Origin of the sequence: Rhodococcus sp. NPDC059968, from assembly GCF_042738615.1 — a bacterium.
In the GTDB taxonomy this organism is placed as follows: Bacteria; Actinomycetota; Actinomycetes; order Mycobacteriales; family Mycobacteriaceae; genus Rhodococcus_F.
Genome location: NZ_JBHWUE010000015.1, coordinates 42,307 through 62,269 on the forward strand (window position 1 = coordinate 42,307; position 19,963 = coordinate 62,269).

Annotated in this window: 20 protein-coding genes; 8 read left to right on the forward strand and 12 right to left on the reverse strand. The window is 68.8% G+C overall.

Translation table 11 applies throughout. From position 1 onward, the window contains the following. Positions 1–14 precede the first annotated feature (14 nt). From ybeY to ACFWAY_RS15400, 3 genes are all read right to left on the reverse strand, one after another. Positions 15–557, reverse strand: a complete 543-nt coding sequence (gene ybeY, locus ACFWAY_RS15390) for an rRNA maturation RNase YbeY (RefSeq protein ID WP_378456148.1) — start codon at positions 555–557, stop codon at positions 15–17. Positions 558–593: 36 nt separating this feature from the next. Then, the gene (locus ACFWAY_RS15395; RefSeq protein WP_378456149.1) at positions 594–1,667 is read right to left on the reverse strand and encodes a PhoH family protein; all 1,074 of its coding nucleotides are present in this window, start codon (positions 1,665–1,667) and stop codon (positions 594–596) included. A 108-nt stretch (positions 1,668–1,775) separates the two neighbouring features. Then, entirely contained in the window at positions 1,776–2,441 is a 666-nt protein-coding gene (locus ACFWAY_RS15400; RefSeq protein WP_378511135.1) for a TetR/AcrR family transcriptional regulator, read from the reverse strand. Positions 2,442–2,576: 135 nt separating this feature from the next. Here ACFWAY_RS15400 and ACFWAY_RS15405 point away from each other — a divergent pair, with 135 nt between their 5' ends. Continuing rightward, positions 2,577–4,202: an MFS transporter gene (locus tag ACFWAY_RS15405; protein WP_378511136.1), complete on the forward strand. Its 1,626-nt coding sequence runs from the start codon at positions 2,577–2,579 to the stop codon at positions 4,200–4,202. Here ACFWAY_RS15405 and ACFWAY_RS15410 read toward each other — a convergent pair. The 4 genes from ACFWAY_RS15410 to hrcA all read right to left on the reverse strand — a co-directional run bounded on the left by ACFWAY_RS15410 (position 4,176) and on the right by hrcA (position 7,990). Continuing rightward, positions 4,176–4,937: an alpha/beta hydrolase family protein gene (locus ACFWAY_RS15410; RefSeq protein ID WP_378456152.1), complete on the reverse strand. Its 762-nt coding sequence runs from the start codon at positions 4,935–4,937 to the stop codon at positions 4,176–4,178. The two genes, ACFWAY_RS15405 and ACFWAY_RS15410, sit on opposite strands and share 27 nt — an antisense overlap. 6 nt (positions 4,938–4,943) lie before the next feature. Next, positions 4,944–5,705, reverse strand: coding sequence for a 16S rRNA (uracil(1498)-N(3))-methyltransferase (locus ACFWAY_RS15415; RefSeq protein WP_378511137.1), 762 nt, complete (start codon positions 5,703–5,705; stop codon positions 4,944–4,946). Positions 5,706–5,707: 2 nt separating this feature from the next. Beyond that, positions 5,708–6,859, reverse strand: coding sequence for a molecular chaperone DnaJ (gene dnaJ, locus ACFWAY_RS15420; protein ID WP_378511138.1), 1,152 nt, complete (start codon positions 6,857–6,859; stop codon positions 5,708–5,710). 87 nt (positions 6,860–6,946) lie between these two features. Further along, positions 6,947–7,990 (reverse strand): heat-inducible transcriptional repressor HrcA, encoded by a 1,044-nt coding sequence (hrcA, locus tag ACFWAY_RS15425; RefSeq protein ID WP_378456155.1) that lies wholly within the window; start codon positions 7,988–7,990, stop codon positions 6,947–6,949. Positions 7,991–8,198: 208 nt separating this feature from the next. On the opposite strand from hrcA, the gene ACFWAY_RS15430 reads away from it, so the two are divergent. Continuing rightward, positions 8,199–8,516 carry a type II toxin-antitoxin system VapB family antitoxin gene (locus ACFWAY_RS15430; protein ID WP_005261240.1) on the forward strand — a complete coding sequence of 106 codons (318 nt, stop codon included), beginning with the start codon at positions 8,199–8,201 and terminating at the stop codon, positions 8,514–8,516. A gap of 18 nt (positions 8,517–8,534) precedes the next feature. Here the strand turns inward: ACFWAY_RS15430 and hemW are convergent, their stop codons facing one another. Further along, the gene (hemW, locus tag ACFWAY_RS15435) at positions 8,535–9,776 is read right to left on the reverse strand and encodes a radical SAM family heme chaperone HemW (RefSeq protein WP_378511139.1); all 1,242 of its coding nucleotides are present in this window, start codon (positions 9,774–9,776) and stop codon (positions 8,535–8,537) included. Positions 9,777–9,913: 137 nt separating this feature from the next. Between hemW and ACFWAY_RS15440 the strand changes: the two genes are divergently transcribed. The 6 genes from ACFWAY_RS15440 to ACFWAY_RS15465 all read left to right on the forward strand — a co-directional run bounded on the left by ACFWAY_RS15440 (position 9,914) and on the right by ACFWAY_RS15465 (position 15,546). Beyond that, the gene (locus tag ACFWAY_RS15440) at positions 9,914–10,006 is read left to right on the forward strand and encodes an Ms4527A family Cys-rich leader peptide (protein ID WP_368681498.1); all 93 of its coding nucleotides are present in this window, start codon (positions 9,914–9,916) and stop codon (positions 10,004–10,006) included. A 120-nt stretch (positions 10,007–10,126) separates the two neighbouring features. Continuing rightward, positions 10,127–11,842 (forward strand): nitrite/sulfite reductase, encoded by a 1,716-nt coding sequence (locus ACFWAY_RS15445; RefSeq protein ID WP_378511140.1) that lies wholly within the window; start codon positions 10,127–10,129, stop codon positions 11,840–11,842. Then, the gene (locus ACFWAY_RS15450) at positions 11,839–12,546 is read left to right on the forward strand and encodes a phosphoadenylyl-sulfate reductase (protein WP_378456158.1); all 708 of its coding nucleotides are present in this window, start codon (positions 11,839–11,841) and stop codon (positions 12,544–12,546) included. The genes ACFWAY_RS15445 and ACFWAY_RS15450 overlap by 4 nt, the downstream gene beginning before the upstream one ends. Then, entirely contained in the window at positions 12,543–13,496 is a 954-nt protein-coding gene (cysD, locus tag ACFWAY_RS15455) for a sulfate adenylyltransferase subunit CysD (RefSeq protein ID WP_378456159.1), read from the forward strand. The genes ACFWAY_RS15450 and cysD overlap by 4 nt, the downstream gene beginning before the upstream one ends. 2 nt (positions 13,497–13,498) lie before the next feature. Further along, positions 13,499–14,785, forward strand: a complete 1,287-nt coding sequence (locus tag ACFWAY_RS15460) for a sulfate adenylyltransferase subunit 1 (protein WP_378456160.1) — start codon at positions 13,499–13,501, stop codon at positions 14,783–14,785. A 5-nt stretch (positions 14,786–14,790) separates the two neighbouring features. Continuing rightward, the gene (locus tag ACFWAY_RS15465) at positions 14,791–15,546 is read left to right on the forward strand and encodes a sirohydrochlorin chelatase (protein WP_378456161.1); all 756 of its coding nucleotides are present in this window, start codon (positions 14,791–14,793) and stop codon (positions 15,544–15,546) included. On the opposite strand, the gene ACFWAY_RS15470 is transcribed toward ACFWAY_RS15465, so the two are convergent. Genes ACFWAY_RS15470 through ACFWAY_RS15485 form a run of 4 tightly spaced genes read right to left on the reverse strand, consistent with a single transcriptional unit; the run spans position 15,482 to position 19,927 of the window. Further along, complete coding sequence (locus tag ACFWAY_RS15470) at positions 15,482–16,531, reverse strand: aminotransferase class I/II-fold pyridoxal phosphate-dependent enzyme (protein ID WP_378511141.1); 1,050 nt, start codon at positions 16,529–16,531, stop codon at positions 15,482–15,484. The genes ACFWAY_RS15465 and ACFWAY_RS15470 overlap by 65 nt on opposite strands. Before the next feature lies 1 nt (position 16,532). Continuing rightward, entirely contained in the window at positions 16,533–17,555 is a 1,023-nt protein-coding gene (locus ACFWAY_RS15475) for a 3-oxoacyl-ACP synthase III family protein (protein WP_378511142.1), read from the reverse strand. A 3-nt stretch (positions 17,556–17,558) separates the two neighbouring features. Further along, the gene (locus ACFWAY_RS15480) at positions 17,559–18,218 is read right to left on the reverse strand and encodes an SRPBCC family protein (RefSeq protein WP_378456164.1); all 660 of its coding nucleotides are present in this window, start codon (positions 18,216–18,218) and stop codon (positions 17,559–17,561) included. Beyond that, on the reverse strand, positions 18,215–19,927 hold the full coding sequence (locus ACFWAY_RS15485; protein WP_378511143.1) for a thiamine pyrophosphate-binding protein: 1,713 nt from the start codon (positions 19,925–19,927) through the stop codon (positions 18,215–18,217). The genes ACFWAY_RS15480 and ACFWAY_RS15485 overlap by 4 nt, the downstream gene beginning before the upstream one ends. Between the last annotated feature and the right edge of the window lie 36 nt (positions 19,928–19,963).

The following is a 19,963-nucleotide window of genomic DNA, read 5'->3' on the forward strand; positions in this document are numbered from 1 at the left end:
CCTTCACGTGGCGGTTACTGGTCCGGTGAGTCGAAGAAGCCGGCCTTGCCGAGCAGCTTCTGGTCCCGGGCAGCGAGTGCCGCGTCGCGTTCGGCCCTGCGCAGATCCTCGTACCAGTCGTCGAGCAATTGGTTCTGCAGGCCGAACATCTCCTTCTCCTCCTCCGGTTCGGCATGGTCGTAGCCGAGGAGGTGGAGCACACCGTGCACGGTGAGCAGAGCGAGTTCGTGTGCGAGCGGGTGACCGGCCTTGTCGGCCTGGTCCGCGGCGAAGGACGGGCACAGCACGATGTCACCGAGCATCGACGGTCCGGGTTCGGGCGAGTCCGGGCGACCGCCGGGCTCGAGTTCGTCCATCGGGAACGACATCACGTCGGTGGGACCGGGCAGGTCCATCCACCGCATGTGGAGGTCGGCCATGGTGGCCGAGTCCACGAGGACCATCGACAACTCGGCCGCGGGGTGCACGTCCAACCTCGCGATCACGAAGCGGGCAACGCTGATCAGCTCCTCCTCGGAGACGTCCATGCCCGATTCGTTCGAGACTTCGATGCTCATGTGTGTCGCTTCCTCCTGGTTCCGGCGACACTCACCCTACCGTCGTGGAGAACGCGAGTGCGCCGCTCTCCGCTGTGCGCGGTTCCCGAGCTCGACCTTGCCGTCCCGGTCCGCCTCGAACCGCTCGTACGCGTCGACGATGTCGGACACCAGCCGGTGCCGGACCACGTCGCTGCTGTTGAGTTCGGCGAAGTAGATGTCGTCGATGTCGCCGAGGATCTCGGCGGCCGCGCGCAGACCCGACCGGGCACCACCGGGAAGGTCGACCTGCGTGACGTCACCGGTGACGACGACCTTGGATCCGAAGCCCAGGCGGGTGAGGAACATCTTCATCTGCTCGGCGGTGGTGTTCTGCGCCTCGTCGAGGATGATGAACGCGTCGTTGAGTGTGCGACCACGCATGTATGCCAGCGGCGCCACCTCGATGACCCCCGACTGCATCAGCTTCGGGATGGCCTCGGGGTCCATCATGTCGTGCAGCGCGTCGTGCAGCGGCCGCAGATACGGATCAATCTTCTCGTGCAGCGTGCCGGGCAGGAACCCGAGCCGCTCCCCCGCCTCGACCGCGGGGCGGGTGAGGATGATCCGCGACACCTGCTTGGTCTGCAGGGCCTGCACCGCCTTCGCCATGGCGAGGTAGGTCTTGCCGGTACCGGCGGGCCCGATGCCGAACACGATGGTGTTGGCGTCGATCGCGTCGACGTACCGCTTCTGGTTCAGCGTCTTCGGCCGGATCGTCTTGCCGCGCCGCGACAGGATGTCGAGGGTCAGGACCTCGGCGGGCGATTCGCTCAGCCCCTGCGTGAGCATGCCGACCGTGCGACGCACCGCGTCGGGGGTCAGCGGTTGCCCGCGACCGACGATGGAGCCCAGTTCGGCGATGACCCGTTCGGCCAGGGCGACGTCGCCCGGCCGTCCCGTCAGCGTGACGGCGTTGCCGCGTACATGGATGTCTGCGTCCAGGACCCGTTCGAGAGCGCGCAGATTCTCGTCGGAAGAACCGAGGAGAGGCGGGACCGTTTCGGGTGGGAGATCGATACTCGAACGCACGGTGCGTTCCGCCGGACGCGTGGCGCCGAACGTCTCGCCGTTCTGGTCTTGTTCGCTCACGTGAGGAATATGGCCTTCTTCCCGGTTCCTGGTCGGTCACGACGGTCGTCGTGATGAGGGAAGTCTATCGCTCGCAGGTCACACCGCCCACCCGATTACGGGACGCCGTCACGACTTCGGGACGTCCGGATGCTCGCGCAACCATTGCCGCGCCTCGTCCACGACGCGGGCGCCGTCGGCCGGTGACAGCCCGAGCACCGCGAGGTACGCGACCGCGAACGACTCCCCCGAATCCTGCACTTCGCCGGAATTCGCCTGGTCCAGCAGGGTCATCGTCATCGATTCCGCGAGCGCCACGAGCACCGGCGGCGACAGGTACGACGAGAACACCCCGGATCGCTGCCCGTGCTCGACGACCCGCACGTCCCGGTCGCGCACCACCCCGAGGAGGTCGTGGATGCGCTGCTCGCCGAGTTCGCGGCGGGCGAACGACAACAGCATGCGGAACCGGTCGCCGATCGGCCACGTCCGCAGCGCCATCGCCGCGACCGCGAGGTCGGGGCGCTCCGGCTGCTGCGCCTCGTCTCCCATCGCGGCCACCAGGGCGCTGGAGGCCTCGTCCGCGATGCCCTCGACGAGCGCCTCCCGGCTGGGGAAGTGTGCGTAGACGGTGCGGCGCACGACCCCGGCGGCGCGGGCGACGTCGTCCATGCTCGCGTCCGGGTCCGCGATGAAGGCGGTGACTGCGGCGTCGAGGATCCGCGCACGGTTGGCGCGCGCGTGACTTCGGCGGGTCTTCCCGGGGTCACCGGGCGACTTCGTCGGGACCGACACAGGCGGAACTCCCTCGCTGGGTGGTGTGATCTACGCCAATCTTACTTGCACACCGGTGTGCAAGTAACTAACTTACACATTACTGTGCAACTAACTGTTCAGGCCTGATCGAGCACAACTCCGAGGAGCGTCGACATGACCACTGTGATGAACACACCGGTCGCCCGGATGGACGGGCCGCACCCCCGGCGCTGGGCCGCGCTCGGCGTGCTGTGCCTGAGCCTGCTGATCGTCGTGATGGCGAACACCGCCCTGATCGTCGCGGCCCCCGACATGACCCGCGACCTCGCCCTGAGCAGCGCCGACCTGCAGTGGGTGATCGACGGATACACCGTCCCCTACGCCGCGCTGATGCTGCTGTTCGGCGTGATCGGCGACAAGTACAGCCGGCGCGGAGCGCTGCTCACCGGACTGCTCGTGTTCGGCGGCGGCGCCGTCGTCGGCAGCCTCGCCGACACCACCACGGCCGTCGTCACCGCGCGCATGATCATGGGCGTCGGAGCGGCGATCATCATGCCCGCCACGCTCTCGCTCCTCGTGGCGACGTTCCCGCGTGAGGAACGGGCCCGGGCCATCGCCGCCTGGGCCGCGACGTCCGGCCTCGCCATCGCCCTCGGCCCGCTGCTCGCCGGCTGGTTGCTGGAGAGCCACTCGTGGAGCGCCACTTTCCTCATCAACGTGCCGATCGCCGCCGTCGCGTCGGTCGCGGCGCTGATGCTCGTCCCGCCGTCGAAGGCCGACGCCGGCGGTCCGATCGACTGGCTGGGCGGGCTGCTGTCGGTGGTGACCATCGGATCGCTCGTGTACGCGATCATCGACGGATTCCACTTCGGCTGGGGCGCAGGCGCTGTCGGCGCCGCCATCACCGCGGCCGTGGGTCTCGGCCTGTTTGTCGCATGGGAGCTCCGCCATCCGCAGCCGCTGCTCGACGTCCGCAGGCTGGGCCGGCGCGAGGTGGGCGGCTCCACCCTGGCCGTGCTTCTGCTGTTCCTCGCGGCGTTCGGGTCGATCTACTACGTGTCGCAGGATTTCCAGTTCGTCCTGGGACTCAGCCCCCTCGCCACCGGCGTCCACCTGCTGCCGCTCGCCGCTGCGGTGTCGGTCGGCTCGGTGCTCAGCGGGCGCGTCCACCCGAGGCTCGGCACCCGGGGCACCGTCGTCGCCGGCATGGTGATCGCGGCGGCTGGTGTGCTGCTGATGACGACCGTCGACGGCGGTTCGGAGTACCTCGACTTCCTCGCGCCGCTGGTCCTGCTCGGTATCGGAATCGGCCTGAGCGTGTCCCCCGCCACCGACGCCATCATGGGCAACTTCCCCGAGAGCGACCTCGGCGCCGCGGGCGGTCTCAACGACACCGCGATCGAACTGGGCGGATCGCTCGGGATCGCGATTCTCGGATCGGTCCTCGCGTCGGCGTACAAAAACGACATCGCCGGCTTCCTCGGCACGCTGCCCGTCGGTCAGCTGTCCGGCGAGCAGGCCGCGCAGGCCGCTCAGGCCGTGGACGTCGCGGGAGACTCGATCGGCGGGGCGTCGGTCGTGGCCAGGGAACTGAGTGCCGACCCGCTGCTCGCGTCACAGTCCCAGGCACTCCTGGACGCCGCGGGTGCGGCGTTCGGGAACGCCATCTCCCAGGCCAGCCTGGCCGGCGGACTCGCACTGGGCATCGGGGCCGTGCTCGTGGCCCTCGTTCTGCCCGGACGCACGGTGACGCCCGAATCCGGGGTCCGCAGTTCAGAACTCGCCGGCGTCGGACAGTAGGGCGTCCCGCGAGATCTTCCAGCAGTCGGTCTCGGGATTCAGGAAGGCGTAGTGGTCTTCGCCCTCGACGACATGCAGCGCGACCGGATCCCCGGCCGCCCGCGCGGCCTCGCTGTACCGCACACTCACCTTCGCCGGAACCTGCGCATCTTCCGTGCCGTGCACGCACACCACCGGCACCCCGGTGGGGATGCGGTGCAGTGGGGACGCGGCGCGGTACCGATCGGGGTCTTCGTCGAAGGGGACTCCCAGCAGATCCTCGATGTAGCCGATCCGCCGGCCACGCTCCCCCGCAGACGCGAGGTCGAGGGCGCCCGCCTGGGACACGATCCGCTCCGGCCGGACCGCCGTCTGCTTCGCCCCGGCGAGCCACACCGCGAGCTGTCCACCGGCAGAGTGGCCGACGACCCGGACCTTCGACAGGTCGAACGGGACGGGCGACTGTTCGGCGACCGGACCGGCGATCGCGTCGAGCGCGGCGAGAACGTCGGCGGACATCTCGTCCCACCGGCCGCCCGCACCGAGCCTGCGGTATTCGATGTTCCAGACGGCGACGCCGTGGCGCGCCAGATCGACCGCGAAACTCGTGCCCAGGTTCAGGTGGTACTTCCCGCTCCAGAAACCGCCGTGGACGACCATCACCACCGGGACCGCGGCGGCCACCGGCTCCTCGGGCGGGTAGAAGTGCCCGAACTGCTGCGGTTCGGTTCCGTAGGCGATGCGAATGCGGTCCACGGACAGTCAGGCTAGCGGGGCCGCGCCCCAGCGGTCCGTGAGGACACCGATGGCGCCCAGCGCGACGGCCGCGGCGGTCGAGGTCCGCAGAACGTGCGGACCGAGCAGCACCGGGACGGCGCCGGCGTCCGTCAGCGCGGCGATCTCCTCCTCGGAGATACCGCCCTCGGGACCGACGACCAGCACTATCTCGGCCGCCGAGCGCAGCGGAAGCTCGGCGAGGCCCTGGGTGGCCGCCTCGTGCAGCACGGCGACGACGCCGCCCCGGCCGACCACCTCACGAACGACGGCGAGCATCCCGGCGGTGCGGTGCAGTTCCGACACTTCGGGGACGATCGCCCGTCGGGACTGCTTGGCGGCGGCGAGAGCCGCGCTACGCCAGCGAGCGACACCCTTCGCGACCTTGGGGCCCTCCCACCGCGCCACACACCGCGACGACTGCCACGGCACGATCGCGTCGACCCCGGCCTCGGTGGCCAGCTCGACCGCCAGCTCGGACCGCTCCGCCTTCGGAAGCGCTTGCACCACAGTCACACTCGGCGACGGCGCCGACACCTGACGACGCTCGTGAACCGTGAGTTCGAGCCGGTCCTTCCCGGCCGCCGTCACCTCGGTGTCGGCGAGACCACCCCGTCCGTCGGCCAGCACGATCCGCTCCCCGACACCGATCCGGCGCACCGTCGCGGCATGTCTGCCCTCCGGGCCGTCCAGGACCGCGGTGCTCCCCACCTCGGGCAGCGGGTCGAGGAAGAAGACCGTCGCCGCCACGGTCAGCGACCGCTGAACGCTTCACGCAGGCGTGAGAACAATCCGCCGCTGTGCTGCGACTGGGTGGAGACGACCTCGGCGACGTCGCGGTCACGCAGGTCCTTGAGTTCGCGGAGAAGCTTCGTCTCCTTGTGGTCGAGGCGCGACGGAACCACGACCTCGAGGTGGGCGTGCACGTCGCCGCGGATGCCGGAACGCAGCTTCGGCATGCCGTGCCCGCGCAGGACCGTCACCGATCCCGGCTGGGTTCCCGGCTCGATGGTGATCTCCTTGGGCCCGTCGATGATCGTGTCGATCGTCACGGTCGTGCCGAGGGCGGCGTCGATCATCGGCACCCGAATGGTGCAGTGCAGGTCTTCGCCATCGCGCACGAACACCTCGTGCGCCTGCTCGACCACCTCGACGTACAGGTCGCCTGCGTGCCCGCCACCGGGGCCGACCTCGCCCTGCGCGGCGAGCCGGATCCGCATTCCGCCTCCGACGCCTGCAGGGACCTTCACCGTGATGTCGCGGCGGGCGCGCACCCGGCCGTCGCCGCCACACTTGTGGCAGGGGTCGGGGATCGTCTCGCCGGCGCCGCGGCAGGTGGGGCACGGCCGCGACGTCATGACCTGACCGAGGAACGAACGCTGCACAGACTGGACCTCGCCCGCGCCGCCACACGTCTCACAGCGCACCGGCGCGGAGTCGCCGTTGGTGCCCGCACCGGTGCAGCTGTCGCACAGGATCGCCGTCTCGACGGTGACCTGCTTGCTCACGCCGGTCGCGCACTCCGCCAACGTCAGCCTGGTGCGCAGGAGTGAATCGGCGCCCGGCTGGACGCGGCCGCGCGGCCCGCGGCCTGCACCGCCTCCACCACCGAAGAACGCTTCGAACACGTCGCCGAGGCCGCCACCGAAACCGCCGCCGAAGCCGGCACCGCCTCCGCCGCCACCCGAGGAGAGGGGGTCGCCGCCGAGGTCGACGATGCGACGCTTCTCCGGATCGGACAGCACCTCGTAGGCCGTCGAGATGTCCCGGAACCGGGCCTGCGCGGCCTCGTCGGGGTTCACGTCGGGATGCAGTTCCCTCGCAAGCTTGCGGTACGCGCGCTTGAGCTCCTGATCGGTCGCCTTCTGATCGACGCCGAGCGTTGCGTAGTAATCCCGTGCCACGTTGAGTCTCTCGTCCTTCTCTACTTCGTTATCTCGCTACCGGTACGTGTGCTCGCCCCACGGCGGCGCTGTCGCCGGGGCCCGCCGTCACCGCTCGGCGAGCACCTGGCCGATGTATCTCGCAACGGCTGCCACCGATGCGATTGTTCCCGGATAGTCCATTCGGGTGGGTCCGAGCACGCCCATTCCGCCGAGCACGGTGCCTGCCGCACCGTAGCCGGTCGAGATGACGGAGGTGCCACGCATCTGCTCCACCTGGGTTTCCTCGCCGATCCGCACCGTCACCGTGCCCGCGTCCTGCGTGGCGGCCAGCAATTTGAGCACCACCACCTGCTCCTCGAGCGCCTCGAGGACCGCACGCAGCGAACCGGGGAATCCGCTGATTCCCGAGAAGTCGGCGGCGTTGCGGGTCAGGTTCGCGGTGCCGCCGAGGACCAGCCGCTCCTCGGGATGCTCGACGAGCGTCTCCACCAGCACGGTGGCCGAACGGATCACGGCGTCGCGCAGATCCTCCGGTGCCTCGTCGGCCAGTTCCGAGGCGGCGATGGACGCCGCCGCCAGCCGCTTGCCGTCGAGGGCGCCCCCGAGCAGTCCGCGCAGCCGCGCCAGGTCCTCGTCGTCGAGCACGTCGCCGAGTTCGACGATGCGCTGATCCACTCGGCCCGAATCGGTGATGAGCACGAGCAGCAGGCGGGCCGGCGTCAGAGCGACCACCTCCAGATGCCGGACCGACGACGCCGAGAGTGTGGGATATTGCACAACCGCGACCTGGCGTGTGAGTTGCGCGAGCAGGCGCACACCCCGCCGGAGAACGTCGTCCAGGTCCACCCCGGACTCGAGGAAATCGAGGATCGCGCGCCGCTCCGCCGTCGACAGCGGCTTCACGTCGGCGATGCGGTCGACGAACTGCCGGTAGCCCTTGTCCGTGGGAACACGGCCGGAACTCGTGTGCGGCTGGGCGATGTAGCCCTCGCTCTCGAGGAACGCCATGTCGTTGCGGACCGTCGCACTGGAAACACCCAGGCTGTGCCGCTCGACCAGCGCCTTCGATCCCACCGGCTCCTGGGTCGAGACGTAGTCGGCGACGATGGCGCGGAGAACCTCGAACCGTCTGTCGTCCGTACTCGACATCGCCGTCCACCTCCAGTTCTCGATCATCACGAGCAGCGGCGTCACCGAACCTTCGTTCGGATCGGCCGCCACATCCCCTGCGCTACGTGCAGATGCACGTGCATCTCGGCTCGGTCCAGTCTAATCGTCGCGGCGCCGGTACCGGTTCAGGCCTTACTGTGGTGACCGGAGACGAGCAGATGCAGCGACCACGGGCGGATGACGAGCGATGATTTTCAAAGGTGTCATGGACGGCAAGCCGTACCCGGACCACGGGTTGTCGCTGCGCGACTGGTCCAAGATCCCACCCCGGCAGGTGCGGCTCGACGAGATCGTCACCACGACCAAGGTTCTCGAACTCGACCGGCTGCTGTCGGAGGACTCGACGTTCTACGGCGACCTGTTCCCGCACGCGGTCCAGTGGCACGGGGTGCTCTACCTCGAGGACGGGCTGCACCGGGCCGTGCGCTCGGCGCTGCGGAACCGCGTCGTGCTGCACGCCCGCGTCTTCGACTACGACGAGATGCCCGGCATCGTCACGGCCTGAGCTGTCGAAGGCTGAGCGTCAGCGCAGCACCGTCCTGACCACGGCGTCGGCAAGGAGCCGCCCACGGTCGGTCAGCACCAGGTGCTCGCCCTCGCGCACCAGAAGTCCGTCGGCCACCACCGTCTCGGCTGCGCGCTGCTCCGCGGCATCCAGCTCCGCCACCGGAAGCCCCGTGCGCAGCCGCGCCGTCAGCATCACCCGCTCGACGTGGACGTCCTCCACGGTCAGCTGTTCGCTCCCACCGACGGGCAGGCTTCCCGCCGCCAGCTGGTCCGCGTAGCGCGCCGGGTGCTTGACGTTCCACCAGCGCACTCCGCCGACGTGGCTGTGTGCGCCCGGCCCGGCGCCCCACCAGTCCCCGCCGTCCCAGTACCCCAGGTTGTGCCGGCAGCGCGATTCGCTCTTCGTGTCACCCGCCCCGGCGCCGTTGTCCTGGCTGGCCCAGTTCGACACCTCGTACCAGGTCAGACCCGCGTCGGCGAGCCGCGCGTCGATCCGCTCGTACCGCGACGCCAGGACGTCGTCGTCGGGCGCGGGCAGTTCCCCGCGGCGTACCTTCCTCGCCAGTGCGGTCCCGTCCTCGACGATCAGCGCGTAGGCGGACACGTGGTCCACCCGGGCGGAGAGCACCGCGTCCAACGAGAGGTCGAGGTCCTCGTCGCGCTCCCCCGGAGTGCCGTAGATGAGATCGAGATTGACGTGCTCGAACCCGGCGGCCCGCGCCTCCTGCGCCGCCGCCACGGCACGTCCCGGTGTGTGGGTTCGGTCGAGCACCTTCAGGACGTGCTGCGCCGCCGACTGCATGCCCAGCGAGATCCGCGTGAATCCGCCGGCGAGCAACCTGTCGAAGAACTCCGGCGACGTGGACTCCGGGTTCGATTCGGTAGTCACTTCGGCGCCCTTCGCGAGGCCGAAACTCGACCGGACCGCATCGAGGACGTCCGACAGTCCGTCGCCGCCGAGAAGTGACGGCGTGCCGCCGCCGACGAACACCGTGTCGACGGCCGGGGCGCCCGTCATCTGCGCGGCGAGGTCGAGTTCGCGGCGCAACCCCTCCATCCACGACTGCGGCGACGCCGACGTCCCCAGCTCGCCTGCCGTGTACGTGTTGAAATCGCAGTATCCGCAGCGTGTGGCACAGAAAGGTACGTGCACGTAGATCCCGAACGGGCGGCTCCCCACACCTTGCAGGGCACTCCCGGGCAGCACGAATGCCGCCGCCTCGTCGCGACCGACCGTGGTAGTGCTCGTTCCGTTCACCGTTCCAGTCTCCCAGGCTTCTCGACCCACGGTCCCCACCCGACCGTCGCGGGCCCTCCCCGTGATATTTCCCGCAAAAATGGTGGAAATCGGTGCCCGGCTCTGCGTGGGCGATCTGACGTGGCACAATGGTCGGCATGACCGGACCCGGAGTGCGACTTGTGGCGCGTCGTCACGTCGATCTCAAGCGCGTCTGCAGCTGTTGTTGTCTGCCCTGTATCGCGCAGTAATTCAGCCTGTCAGCCCGTTCATCTTTCTTCTCGACTTCCGGCCGGATTCGAATGCCCCGAGCGAGGACCAGCCCTCCTCCTCGGCCTCAGCCGGTGCATCTTGAGATTCAGGAGTGCTCCATGACGTCGACCACCGACGCCTCCCCCGCTGCCGTCGACGCAGCACCCGCGCGCACGGCGAAGCCGGCTCGGCGACGCGCCGAAGGCCAGTGGGCCCTCGGCTACCGCGAGCCCCTCAATGCCAACGAGCAGGCCAAGAAGGACGACAACCCGCTCAACGTCCGGGCCCGTATCGAGAACATCTACTCGAAGCAGGGCTTCGACAGCATCGACAAGGGTGACCTGCGTGGCCGTATGCGCTGGTGGGGTCTCTACACCCAGCGCGAGCAGGGGTACGACGGCACCTTCACCGGTGACGAGAACATCGACCTGCTCGAGGCCGAGTACTTCATGATGCGGGTCCGCTGCGACGCCGGCGCCCTGAACGTCGAGCAGCTCCGCACCATCGCCGGGATCTCCACCGAGTTCGCGCGCGACACCGCCGACCTCTCGGACCGCGAGAACGTCCAGTACCACTGGATCGAGGTCGAGAACGTCCCGGAGATCTGGAAGCGCCTCGAAGGCGTCGGTCTCAAGACCACCGAGGCGTGCGGCGACTGCCCCCGCGTCGTCCTGGGTTCACCGCTGGCAGGCGAGTCACTGACCGAGGTCCTCGACCCCACTCCCGCGATCGACGAGATCGTCCGCCGCTACATCGGCAAGCCCGAGTACTCCAACCTGCCGCGCAAGTTCAAGACCGCAATCTCCGGTCAGCAGGACGTGGTGCACGAGATCAACGACGTCGCGTTCGTCGGGGTCAACCACCCCGAGCACGGTCCCGGTCTCGACCTGTGGGTCGGCGGCGGGCTGTCCACCAACCCGATGCTGGCGCAGCGGGTCGGCGTCTGGGTGCCGCTCGACGAGGTTCCCGACGTGTGGGAGGCCGTCGTGTCGATCTTCCGCGACTACGGCTACCGCCGGCTGCGGAACAAGGCCCGCCTGAAGTTCCTGATCAAGGACTGGGGCGTCGAGAGGTTCCGCGAGGTTCTCGAAACCGAGTACCTGAAGCGCAAACTCATCGACGGCCCCGCGCCGGAGAAGCCCACCCGGCCGATCGACCACGTCGGTGTGCAGAAGACCCGCAACGGTTTCAACGCCGTCGGCGTCGCCCCCATCGCGGGCCGCGTGTCGGGCACGATCCTGGCCAAGGTCGCGGATGCCGCGGAGCGGGCGGGCAGCGACAAGATCCGCTTCACGCCGTACCAGAAGCTGATCATTCTCGACGTCGCCGACGACAAGCTCGAGCAGCTGATCGCCGACCTGGACGAGGTGGGCCTGCCCGCGCGTCCCTCGCACTGGCGCAAGAACCTGATGGCGTGCTCGGGCATCGAGTTCTGCAAGCTGTCGTTCGCGGAGACGCGTAAGCGCTCGCAGGTGCTCGTCCCCGAACTCGAGCAGCGGCTCGCCGACATCAATGCGCAGCTCGACGTGCCGATCACGATCAACATCAACGGCTGCCCGAACTCCTGCGCCCGCTCGCAGGTCGCCGACATCGGGTTCAAGGGGATGCTCGTCGACGACGGCGAGGGCAACCAGGTGGAGGGCTTCCAGGTTCACCTCGGCGGCAGCCTCGGATTCGATTCGGCCTTCGGCCGGAAGCTTCGCCAGCACAAGGTCACCAGCACCGAACTCGGTGACTACATCGATCGCGTCGTCCGCCACTTCGTGAAGCACCGCAACGAGGGTGAACGCTTCGCGGAGTGGGTCGTGCGCGCAGACGAAGGAGACTTGCGTTGAATCTCGCCACAGCCACACAGGACGACCTTCGGCTCCTTGCCGCGCAGGGTGCGGCAAGTCTCGAGGGTGCCTCCGCGCACGAACTGCTGCGGTGGACGGAAGAGACGTTCGGCAGCGACTACATCGTCGCCTCGAACATGCAGGACGGCGTTCTGGTCCACCTCGCAGCCCAGGTCCATCCCGGCGTCGACGTGCTGTTCCTCGACACCGGCTACCACTTCGCGGAGACCATCGGCACCCGCGACGCCGTCGAGCAGGTGTACGGCGTCAACATCGTCAACGCGCGGGCCGAGGCGAGCGTCGCCGAACAGGATGCGGCGGAAGGCAAGGATCTGTTCGCCCGCGAACCCAACCGGTGCTGCGCACTGCGGAAAGTCGCCCCGCTGAAGAAGACCCTGTCCGGCTACAAGGCGTGGGTCACCGGCATCCGGCGAGTCGAGGCGCCCACCCGCGCCAACGCCCCCCTGATCTCGTTCGACGACGCGTTCGGTCTGGTGAAGATCAACCCGATCGCCGCGTGGTCCGACGAAGACATGCAGTCCTACATCGACGAGCACTCGATTCTGGTGAATCCGCTCGTCGACGAGGGCTATCCGTCCATCGGGTGCGCTCCGTGCACCAGCAAGCCAGCCCCCGGCAGCGATCCGCGCAGCGGCCGCTGGGCCGGTCAGGCCAAGACAGAATGCGGGTTGCACGCCTCATGACCATCGACATCTCCAATTCCCTCGCCGAATCCGCCGTGCGGCCGCAGTTGGACGGGTCGCAGTTCGACACGCTCGACGCACTCGAGTCGGAGGCCATCCACATCTTCCGTGAGGTCGCGGGCGAGTTCGAACGCCCCGTGATCCTGTTCTCCGGCGGCAAGGACTCCACGGTGCTGCTGCACCTGGCGATCAAGGCGTTCTGGCCTGCACCGCTGCCGTTCGCGCTGCTGCACGTCGACACCGGACACAACCTGCAGGAAGTCCTCGACTTCCGCGATCACGTCGTGTCCAAGTACAACCTGCGCCTGCACGTGGCGAAGGTCGAGGACTACCTGGCAGACGGCCGGCTCACCGAGCGCCCCGACGGGATCCGCAACCCTCTCCAGACCGTTCCCCTGCTCGACGCCATCGCCGAGAACCGTTTCGACGCGGTCTTCGGTGGCGCTCGACGCGACGAGGAGCGCGCCCGGGCCAAGGAGCGCATCTTCTCGCTGCGCAACGCATTCGGCCAGTGGGACCCGAAGAAGCAGCGCCCCGAGCTGTGGAACCTGTACAACGGCAAGCACTCCCCCGGTGAGCAGGTCCGCGTCTTCCCGCTCAGCAACTTCACCGAACTCGACATCTGGCGGTACATCGCCCGTGACAACGTCGAACTGGCCAGCATCTACTACGCGCACCAGCGCGAGGTGTACCAGCGCGACGGCATGTGGATGACGCCCGGCGTGTGGGGCGGACCGTCCGAGGGTGAGGATCTGCAGACGCTGTCGGTGCGGTACCGCACCGTCGGCGACGGATCCACCACGGGCGCAGTCCTTTCCGAGGCCGACGACAACGCGGCGATCCTCGCCGAGGTCGCAGCGTCCCGGCTGACCGAGCGCGGCGCAACCCGTGGCGACGACCGAGTTTCCGAAGCGGCCATGGAAGACCGCAAGCGAGAGGGCTATTTCTGATCATGAGCGATCTTCTGAGGCTTGCCACCGCCGGCAGTGTGGACGACGGCAAGTCGACCCTCGTCGGCCGTCTGCTGTACGACACGAAATCGGTTCTCGCCGACCAGATCGACGCCGTCACCCGGGCGTCAGTCGACAAAGGGCTGTCCACGCCCGACCTGTCCCTGCTGGTCGACGGCCTGCGCGCGGAGCGTGAACAGGGCATCACGATCGACGTGGCGTACCGGTACTTCGCGACCCCCCGCCGCTCGTTCGTCCTCGCCGACACTCCCGGGCACGTGCAGTACACCCGGAACACGGTGTCGGGCGCGTCCACCGCGCAGATGGTCATCCTGCTGGTCGACGCCCGCAAGGGTGTCATCTCCCAGACGCGCAAGCACGCAGCCGTTCTCGCGCTGCTCGGCGTCCCCAAGCTGGTGCTGGCCGTCAACAAGATCGACCTCGTCGAGGATCCGGCCACCGTGTTCGCGAACATTTCGGCGGAGTTCAACTCGCTGACCAATTCGCTCGGCTGGGCGTCCGAGGACGTCGTCGAGATCCCGGTGTCGGCCCTGCACGGCGACAACGTCGCGGTGCGTTCGGAGAACACCCCGTACTACGACGGCCCCACGCTCATCGAGCACCTCGAGTCGGTGCCCGTCGACGCCGAACCCCACCGGGTCGGCCTCCGTTTCCCCGTCCAGTACGTGATCCGTCCGCGGACGGCGGAGTTCCCGGACTACCGCGGGTACGCCGGGCAGGTCGCCGCGGGTGAGGTGACCCCGGGCGACGAGGTCGTGATCCTGCCGTCCGGTGTCCGCACCACGGTCACCCGAATCGACACCGCGGACGGCGAACTCGACAGCGCCCACGCCGGCCGCAGCGTCACACTCGTGCTGGCCGACGACGTCGACGTCTCCCGCGGCGACGTCATCGCCTCCCCCGCCGACGCCCCGGAGCCGCTCGGCGAGTTCGACGCGACGGTCTGCTGGCTGGCCGAGAAGCCGCTGCGGCCCGGCGCGCGCCTGCTGCTCAAGCACGGCACCCGCACCACGCAGGCCATCGTCGGCACGCTCGTCGAGCGTTTCAACGAGCAGGAGCTCATTTCGGAGCCCAGTCCGGAGTCGTTGGAACTCAACGAGATCGGCAAGATCTCGGTGCGTGTCGCCGAGCCGATCGTGGCGGACGACTACACCGTGAACCGCCACACCGGCAGCTTCCTGCTGATCGACCCGGCCGGCGGCAACACGCTCGCGGCCGGCCTCGTCGGAGATGCCATCGCAGCGGTGGAGCTCGGCGAGCGCGTCTAGATGCGATGACTCCGCTGATCGCTGTCGCCCACGGCAGTCGCGACCCCCGCAGTGCGCGGGTGGTGGCGGCTGCCGTGTCGGCGCTCCGGGCGAAGCGACCGGACCTCGACGTCCGGCTGTGCTTCCTCGACCTCAACGCACCGTCCGTGGACCAGGTGATCGACGCGGTCGCCGCCGAGGGGCATTCCTCCGCCGTGGTCGTGCCGATGCTGCTGGGCAGCGCGTTCCATGCACGCGTCGACCTTCCGGCACTCCTGGACGCCGCCCGCCTCCGTCATCCCCACCTGCACGTCCGGCAGGCCGACGTTCTCGGGCACGATGCGCGGCTGGTCGAGGCCGTCCGTGACCGCATCGGCGAGGCCGGTGGTTCCGTCGGCGAGGCCGGTCTCGGGATCGTCCTCGCCGCGGTCGGTTCATCCGACCCGGCCGCGAACGACCGAACCCGCGAGCTGGCCGGATCGGTCGTCGCGGGTACCCGATGGTCGGGAGCGGTGACGTGTTTCGCGACCTCGGCGGAACCGACGGTGCAGCAGGCGATCTCGACGCTGCGGCAGGCCGGTGCCGAGCGCATCGTGATCGCACCGTGGTTCCTGGCCCCGGGACTGCTCACGGACCGGTTGAGCCGTGCGGCGGAATCCTGCGGACCCGGCATCACCTACGCGGCCACCATCGGACCGCACCCTCGGCTGCTCGACGTCATGCTCGACCGGTACTCGCAGACCCACACGGAGCTGCAGCGGTACCGCGCACTGTCGGCCTGAGCGCGTCTGTCACCGCACGCCCGGCGTCCGGGTTCCCGACCGCTATCCGCGCGTCACCACTGGGATAGGTGCGCGCGTGGATGCCGGCGCGAGCCAGTGCGTCACCGACTCCCTCCCCGGGGATGTACAGGAAATTGGCGGAACTGCGCGGGACCGGAATTCCCGCCGCCCTCACCGTGCGCCACAGTTCCTCGCGTTCGGCGACGATGGCTGCCACCCGGGCACGGAGTTCACGCTCGGCGGCGTACGACGCCGTGACCGCGGGAACGGCGGCGCTGCCCATCCCGAACGGCAGTTGCAGCGTTCGAATCGTCCGCGCCAGAGCCGCATTCGCGAAGCCGAATCCGATACGCAACCCGGCAAGTCCGTACGCCTTGGAGAACGTTCGCAGGAACACGACGTTCGGATGTTCGGCGATGATGCGATGCACGTCCAGGACCAGTTGGCGGTCGACGAACTCCACGTAGGCCTCGTCGAGGACGACGACCACCCGGTCGGGAACACGACGGAGGAAGTCCGCCAGTTCGGCGGCGTCGACGAGCGTTCCGGTGGGGTTGTGCGGGCGGCAGACGACGACGAGCCGGGTGCGGTCGTCGATCGCGGCCGCCATCGCGGCCAGATCCTGCCCGCCGTCCGGGAGAATCGGTACCGGCACCGCGTCGAGTGCCGCGATGCGCGCCATGATCGGGTACCCGTCGAACGTCGGGGTGGTGAACACGATCCGCTCCCCCGGCCCGGCGACGGAGCGCATGATCTGCAGGGCGACGCCGGTGGCACCGGCGCCCACCACCACCTGATCGGCGTCGAGCCCCTCGTGATCCGCGATGACCTCGATCAGCCGGTCGGGCAGGAACTCCGGATACCGATGCGCCCGGCGCATCACACCGTCGAGCGCATCGAGTACGGAGGGCAGCGGGGCGAACGGGTTCTCGCTCAACGCGAGATCGAATCTCACACCGGGTCCCGCGATGGTCGGCGTCGTCATCTCACACCCCCGCCGGGGCGGCGCCCCATCGAATCGCCCCGGCCCCGGCGAAGTCGCCCGCGTGCGCGAACGCGGACATCATCACCAGCGAGCCGTTCGGGATCCGGCCTGCCCGGTTCTCGATGTCGAGGGTGACGGGGATCGCGGCGCCGAACAGGTTCCCGCATTCGTCGAACGTGTCGGGGTGTCGTTCCGCCGGGAGCTCGAGTGCGTCCCGCCAGTTGCGGAGGAACAGCCGGTTGGGCTGGTTGGTGACCAGGGTGTCGATCTCGTCCGGGGCGATGCCGATCTGCTTGCACACCGCGAGGGCGACCTCGGGGACCAGCCGGTTGCCGCGGGCGAAGACCTTCGCGATCCTCGATTCGGTGAACCCGATGTGCAGTTGGCCGGTTCCCGCCTCCCAGTACTTGCGAGGCGGATCGACGGCGGCCGTCATGTCCCCGGCGAACTCGGGGTAGGTCCGGCACTCGAGCCCGAGCACCGGCGCGGCCTCCGACTTCACCAGCAGACACGCGCCCGCGCCGTCACCCGGCACCGCCGACTGTGCCAGCGCGCGCACGTCCGATTGCGTGAAGATCTGGCCCGCGCTGTTCTGCACCGACACGATCAGGGCGGTCGACGCGTCGCCGGTCTGCATGATCTGACGTGCCAGTTTGATCATGTACACGAACGATGCGCAGCCGCCGTTGTGCAGGTCCACCACCCAGTCCGGGGTGATCCCCATCCGGCGCGCGAGTTCCCCGCCGGCGCCCAGGATCGGGACGTCGGGCAGCTGGGTGTGGGTGATGAGAATGTCCACGTTGGACACGAGTTCGGAGCCGTTCCGTTCGATCAACGGGGCGATCGCCCGTTCCGCCATGTCGACGGCGTTCTCGTCGCTCCCGATGTGGTGACGAAACTTCGGTGCCCGGAACATGATGTTCTGGGCGAGCCGGTCGGAGACGGCGAACTGGGCGAAATAGTCTGCTCCCACCCGGTTCTCGGGTAGGTAGCCGGCGATGTCGATCAGGCTGACGGTGTCCATGTCTCACTCACTCATCCAGGTCGGGGTCACGGGCAGGTCGTTCGCCCACCGGTATTCGCAGATCGCCTTGAGATTGCTCATCTCGAGCTGGTGTCCGGCGGCGAACATGTCCCAGAAGTCGCCCACCCACGGAACCCGGTCCGCGGGAGCGGTCTCGGGGTAGGGATTTTCGTCGTAGAAGGGATGGTGGCAGTTGGTCCACAGCACGACGGATCCGTCGACGTCCAGGACCGTGCGCGCGTCCACCACCCGCATCAGATACACCATCCACAGGTGTTTGCCCTGGTCCCAGGCACAGTGATAGTCGACGGTCATCGCGGCCGGGTGTGCCACGGTGCGCGTGTAGATCTCGGTGGTGTCGCCGAGGCGGTCGTACGCGAGCCACAGCCCGGGTTCCCCGGCCGGGGTGAATCCCCGGAGGCTGTACGTCCATTCCTCGAGGCTGCGGGTGTCGGAAAGGTAGCGGAACACCTCGTCCGGCGGGCAGTCGATGTATTCGTTCACAGTGCAGTACTTTCCGAACACCTGGTCGTGCGGATACACCGATCTCAGCATGTCCATGATGATCGGTGTCGTCGCCTGACGGTCGGAGGTCTCGATCCGGACGAGGCCGGGCAGGTCGGCGGGAAGGTCGGGCAGCGGGGCGATCTCTCGAGCGGTCATCGGCGGGCTCCTTCTCGGGATTCGGATCTCTCGGTCGGGCGTCGTGCGGGCAGGAACGGCAGGAACGGCGGCAACTCCTCGGCGTCGCAGGCGACTTCGATGACAGCGGGCCCCGCCGAGTCGGCCGTGGCACGGAGAGAGTCGGCGAGGCCGGCGTGCGTGTCGACCGTGTGGGACGGCAAGCCGGGAAACAGTGCGCCGACTCCCGCCGCGATGTGTGCGGGACGAAACCGGCTGTAGGTGTATGCGCCCTCGAAGTACACCTGCTCGCGGGTCAGGCACATCGCGTGGGCGTTGTTGTTGAACACGACGAACGTGACCGGCACGTCGTACTCGACCGCCGTGTGGATCTCGAGACCGTGCGCGTAGAACGCACCGTCGCCGGCGATCACGAACGTGCGGCGGCCGCGTGAGAAGGCGGAACCGATCGCGGCGCCGAACGTGTAGCCCATCCCGCCCATTCCCAGCGCCACCACGAACCGGCCCCCGGTTGCGACCGGAAGATGGTGCACCACAGCGGCACCCGTATTTCCTGCGTCCGCGAACACGTCGGCGCCCGCGGGCATCACCGCGGCGAGCGCCTTCACCGCGTCGGTGTAGCGCAGACCCGATGTGCCGGACGACGGCACGTCGATCGGGGTCGGATCGCACTGCGCGACGGGCGCACGCGAGGTCGCCGGTCCGATCTCGGTGACGAGCCCACGCAGTGTCGCCCGCAGATCCCGCGTCGGCACGTGATGGGACTGCAGATACGGCTTCGCCGAGCCGACGCTGTACACCAGCGTCTTCTCGAGCACGGCATCCAGACCTCCCCGCGCCATCACCGGCAGTCGCGTGCCGACGAGCAGGCAGACGTCGGAATCCTGCAGTGCGTCGACGACATCCGGATTCCCCATCGCGCCGGTGACCCCGAGTCGCCCCGGCGCCGCAGGATCGAGCACGTCCCTCGCGTCGGGCGTGACGGCCACCCGGGCACCGAGCACGTGCGCGAGTTCCGCGAGTTCCGTTCGCGCGCCGGCTCGCGCGACCTCGTCGCCGGCGATGACGGTGATACGGCCGTAGTCGTCGCGCAGGGCTTCGGCGAGCCGCGTGACGTCCGTCGTGGTGGCGCGCGGCGCGGCCGGGACCGTCGGGCGCGGTTCCGGGAACTCGCCGATCGACTGCTGAATGTCTTTCGGCAACAGGAGAACCGCCGGTCCGCCGCGGCGCGCGGCGGCCAGCGCCTCGGCCAGCTGTCGTTCGAGGTCGAGTGGCGACTCGACGCGCGCGCAGTACACGGACACCTCACCGAACAACCGGGACGCATCGATCGACCCCGCCAGTCCACTCGTGTCCTGGAATGCGCCCATCCCCTCGAGCGTCGTCGGCGGTTGCCCGACCAGCGCCAGAAGCGGCACACGGGACGCGAATGCCTCACCGAGCCCGGCGATCACATTGAGCGCACCGCCGCCCGACGTCGCCGCGACCACGCCGATCCGGTTCGACGTCCTGGCATACCCGTCGGCCATGGTCGTCGCCGAGAACTCGTGTTTGGCGACGACGCCCTCGACGTCGCGGGAGCGGTGCAGCGCGTCGTACAGGTCCTCGATGTTCGCGCCTCCCACTCCGAAGACGTGCTCGACCCCTTCTGCGGCCAGCGCCGCGACGATGTAGTCGGCGACGCGCATGTTCCGACCGGTTTTCCGTGGCTCGTGATCCGTGAGATTCATCGGCAGACCCCCGTGTCGTGGATCGGACGGGGCGAC